General features: G+C 51.4%; 5 protein-coding genes. All 5 read right to left on the reverse strand.

All coding sequences use genetic code 11. The features are described 5' to 3' along the window. Positions 1-200 (reverse strand): recombinase family protein (locus H8S55_RS13690; RefSeq protein ID WP_186879343.1); only part of this gene is annotated, 200 nt, incomplete at its 3' end. Further along, positions 201-398 (reverse strand): hypothetical protein, encoded by a 198-nt coding sequence (locus H8S55_RS13695; RefSeq protein ID WP_002569220.1) that lies wholly within the window; start codon positions 396-398, stop codon positions 201-203. It lies immediately after the preceding gene. Between the two features lie 241 nt (positions 399-639). Further along, positions 640-1,977: a virulence-associated E family protein gene (locus H8S55_RS13700; protein ID WP_117801992.1), complete on the reverse strand. Its 1,338-nt coding sequence runs from the start codon at positions 1,975-1,977 to the stop codon at positions 640-642. Continuing rightward, complete coding sequence (locus H8S55_RS13705; protein ID WP_118411447.1) at positions 1,946-2,590, reverse strand: CHC2 zinc finger domain-containing protein; 645 nt, start codon at positions 2,588-2,590, stop codon at positions 1,946-1,948. The genes H8S55_RS13700 and H8S55_RS13705 overlap by 32 nt, the downstream gene beginning before the upstream one ends. A 65-nt stretch (positions 2,591-2,655) precedes the next feature. Then, positions 2,656-4,236 (reverse strand): MobQ family relaxase, encoded by a 1,581-nt coding sequence (gene mobQ / locus H8S55_RS13710; protein ID WP_186879344.1) that lies wholly within the window; start codon positions 4,234-4,236, stop codon positions 2,656-2,658. Positions 4,237-4,413: the final 177 nt, after the last annotated feature.

Here is a 4,413-nt window from a genome sequence, read left to right on the forward strand (position 1 = left end):
CCATCGTCCTGATAGACTGCCACAACCTCCCATCCCTGCTTTTCGCAGTATTTTTCCAGCATATCACGCTGGTTTGCGATACTGGCACTTTCGCCTTGCAGGTCATCGTCCTTTGACAGCCTGCAATAGACCGCTGCACGATAGCCCCCGGCAAGTGCCTTTCCGATTGTTCTGTATTCCATTTCGTTCATCATAGCCATTTACCCACACAATCCAGACGGTATCTGGCTCTTTTGAACCTCATCTTCATTATAGCCTATATCTTTCTTTTTAGCAAGATATTCTTTTGTATTTGTTTTTCCGTATTTCTGGGAAATCAGGCTGACGAACACATCAGTGGCGTCAAGCTCCCCGTCAAATACAGTGGTCACATGAATCTCTGTTTTGTTTTTTGCCATAGGCAGTTATCCTCCATACATGAAAATAGCCAGACAGAGGGTATCGGCAACGAAGTCCGGCAACGGGCTTCAAAAGACCTTGCAAACAATCTCAATCTGGCGATGGTTACTATTTATACTTTTCTTTTATTTTTCTGTTGTTTTGGTTGTTATAAAGGAGAAAAGCCCAGAAATAAGGGATTTTCCCCGGCAACCGGCTCGGCAACGGAATAGCAACAGGGGGTGCAACGGGCTGTCATTTTCAGAATGGAAGCTCCATCTGTTCTGTGACCTCCACAAAGCCATCCATTGCTTTTTCAGACGGGTTGCATAAGTCCGTTGCCGGGTTTTCACGCTCCCAGCCCTTTTGTCTGCCATATTCTGAAAACATTCTTGGGTTCGGGAAGTACCGCCAGCGGTCAATGCATTGGTTCATAATCTCGTTGATTTCCCGTATTTCCCATTGCTTCGGCTCGTCAAAGGCATGGTTCAAGGCTTCCTTGTAGAGCTGCTTGGAGCAGACCATGCTCCCGGTGTACCTATCAAGATACGCCTGTATCATTCCGGCTTTGGTGTCCTCCGGCATAAAATCCCGCTGGTGTTCTTTGAGATACCGCTGCATGTCGGGGCTGAAAGCCAGCTTGAACCTGCCGCTTCGGTAAATCTCCATTGCTTCTGCCCACATCTGCTCGATATAGGCTCTGGAAGCAGTTTCGTCCTCCAAAATGTGAACCTCGGCTTGCTCCGGGTAAACCATGACGGGGATAAAGCGGCGATTGCCGGAACGGTCAAGGGGCAGGAAGTCAAGAGCATTGGAAGTGCCGCCAAACACGCACTGACGGGGGCGGTCTGCCGGGTGGGTTTCATAAGGTATCTTGTAAACCTCTTTCTGCCGGCTTAAAAACGATTTGATTTCCTCAATGCTCTTGGCGTTGGCGGTTGCCATCATTTCCGACATTTCAATAATCCAGTGACCTTGCAGCTTGCGGTACACATTGTCATCGTCCAGCTTCCGCAAATCATCGGAGAACCACTCGTCCCGGACTGCCAGCAGGCGGAAGAAGGTGGACTTGCCAGCCCCCTGACCGCCTACCAGACAGAGCATGATTTCAAACTTGCACCCCGGCTGAAAGGCTCGTGAGATTGCACCCAGCAGGAACAGCTTCAACGCTTCATAGGTGTAATCGTCTGCGTCAGCCCCCAGAAAGTGCCGCAGGCAGAAACGGATTCGCTCTGTCCCGTCCCACACAAGGGTATTGAGATAGTCCCGGATGGGATGGTACTTGTTTTCATTCGCCACAATCCCGATGGCGTTATCAATCTTTTTCTCATTGGTAAGCCCGTAGGTTTCTTCCAGATAGAGAAGCAGATACTTCATGTCCGTATCGTTCAGGGCGGTGCTTTCTCTGTGAAAACCGATGGGCTTTATGATGTCCTTGCGGTCGGTCAGGATGTTGTATGCGATAGCCCCGGAAAGCAGAGGGTCACGCTGGAATACGGTCAGACAGTTCCGTATGCTCTGACGGACACCGCCTTTCTCGGTAGTTTCCAGCCCCGCCTTGATTTCCTCAATGCTCTGGGGCGGCTGCATGGCGTTCATGGTGTTTTTTAGTTCTTGCTGCGTCTGCGGCTGCAAGCTCTGCCATTCGCTGTTCAAGCTGTATCACATCCTTTCCGTAGTCCGCAATCAAAGCCGCTTTTTCCTCTGTCTCCCCGAACAGCAATATATCCAGCAGATATTCCACTTGGGCTTGCTTCTGTAAGGCTTCCACGAACCGGGGATGAAAGGCTTCCTCCGGGGAGTGCGGGGCGTAGTCCTTTCTCCATGCCATAAGCAAGTGAAGATAATCGGCAAGAATACGGAAGCAGCGGTTCTTTGCTTCCTGAAACTGTTCCTCCGGGGATTTCTGCCGAGGCTTGGGCTTTTTTGCCTTTCCCGGCGGCTTCCAGTCCTCATAGGAAAGCCCGAAGTCATTTGCCAGTTGTGTGGCGGCTTCTTTCTTTCCCAGCCCATACAGGGCGGCGGCAAAATCAATCACATCCCCATCCGCACCGCAGCCGAAGCAGTGGTAACGCCGATCCAGCTTCATGCTTGGGGTTTTATCGTGATGGAACGGGCAGCAAGCCATCCCGTTCCGACCTACATGGATTCCATAATGCTCCGCAGCCTGTCTTGTTGTAACGGACTGCTTCACAGCTTCAAATACATTCAAATCTATCCCTCCTTGAAAATAAGAAAAGCACCTGACATTCTCTGCTTGAAAATGGCAAGTGCCTGTTAAAGTTCCATATCCTGTTGTCTGTGTTTCGTCTGCGTCGGGGCGGTTCTTTGTGCTTTTTTCTCGTCTGCCTTATCCTGCAAGACTTCCTTGATAGGCTGCTTCCTGGGCGGCTCTTTGCTTTCCTCTGTGCCGGGTGTGGCTTTCCGTACCCAGTAGCGGATGTCCCGCAGCTTCTTCAAATCCTCCTGTACCTCGGTCAGCGGTATTTTCAGCTCTGCGATTTCGCTGAGAAGTTTTTCCTGCTCCTCTTGCAGCTCATTTTTCGTTTTATCCTTATCGTCCGGGTGCTTGGCAAGATAGGCGGCGGCTTTCGCATATCGGGCAACCTCCGGGTGTTCCTGTTTGAATTTCTCCTTTGTTTTCTTAAAAAATATCTTCTGGTACTTCTCATAGACAGCCTTACATTCCTTGCAGTCTGTCCGGCTGGCAAGAATCCCGTCAATCACTTTGCTCCGGGCTTCCTTTGGCTTCATCTGATTGCGGTAATCTGCGGCTGATTTCCCGGAAGATTCCAGAAACGCTTCTAAGTCCTCCACAGTGGAAAGCCCCTTTTGCCGGAGATAGGACAGGGCTTCGCTGACTGCCTTTAAGTCCTGTGAAGTTCCCCGGTTCTGTCCAGCCCTTGTCCAGTCCTTCCGTTCTTCCTTTCGTATCTCCATATACTTCATCAGCAGATTGGGAAGAAGTGTTGCTTCCTCCGCCGCCTTTTGTGCAAGCAGCTCCTTCCGTTTTTCGCCCAGCTCGGTAATCCAGCCTTTGAGGTTTTGGATAAGCTGCCGGATGGACTTCATCAGGCGGTTGGCGGCTCTGATTTCCCGGTTCAGGTTGCCGATATTCGTCTGGATACCACGCTTTTCCATCTGCCGGACAGCAGCCCCCTCATGGACAGTGGGAACTATATCAAGCCCCTGTCTGGCATAGGAACGCAAGTCCACACGCTCCGGGCGGTCATTGGCTTCCAGATAGCGGTTCTGGATGACCTCCCATTCATGCCGCCAGATTTCACAATACTTCTGGTCGTTCCAGTCCACCGTATCCTCCTTGTGGCTTTTCCACCTGCCGGATGGCAGCTTTATCCGTTCCCCATTCTCGTCAAGGTCATAAACCTTGCGGCTCTTGGGAAGCCATTTCCCATGCTCGTCCATTGCCCGCATAGTCAGCAGGACATGGGCGTGGGGATTATGTCCCGGCGGATGGGGGTCATGGATGGCAAAATCAGCAATCATGCCTTTGGAAACAAACTGCTGTTCACAAAACTCCCGGACAAGGACAGCGTACTGGTCGGGCGGTATCTCTCTGGGGATGGTAAGCACCCACCGCCTTGCAAGCTGGGAATTCCATTGCTTCTCCACCGCTTCGGCGGCGTTCCATAAAGTATTGCGGTCTGCATACGACCGTGGGGCATTTGCCGGAAGCAAGATTTCATTGTGGACGATACCACGCTTTTCCGGGTAGTGCTTCACTTCCTGATCGTATCCACAGAACAGCTTTTCGCCGCTCTGGTAGGCAGCGGCGGCAACCGCAGACTGCTGTTGGCTTCGCTGCACAATCGAGATTTCGTTGTGTGGACAGGGCATTTCGTGTCCCTCCTTTCGGTAATTGGTGGATGGGGTGGCGTTTTACCACCTCATTTGGGGCAGAAAAAAAGCAGGAGACCTTTTCAGATTTCCTGCTCGGTGGTGCCGCCGGTGGGCGGCTGGTATTCAGTTTTGAAAGTTCGGGTCAGGGTGGCCCGATGATGAAATAAAATATCT

Origin of the sequence: Flintibacter faecis (assembly GCF_014287875.1) — a bacterium.
Lineage (GTDB): Bacteria > Bacillota > Clostridia > Oscillospirales > Oscillospiraceae > Lawsonibacter > Lawsonibacter faecis_A.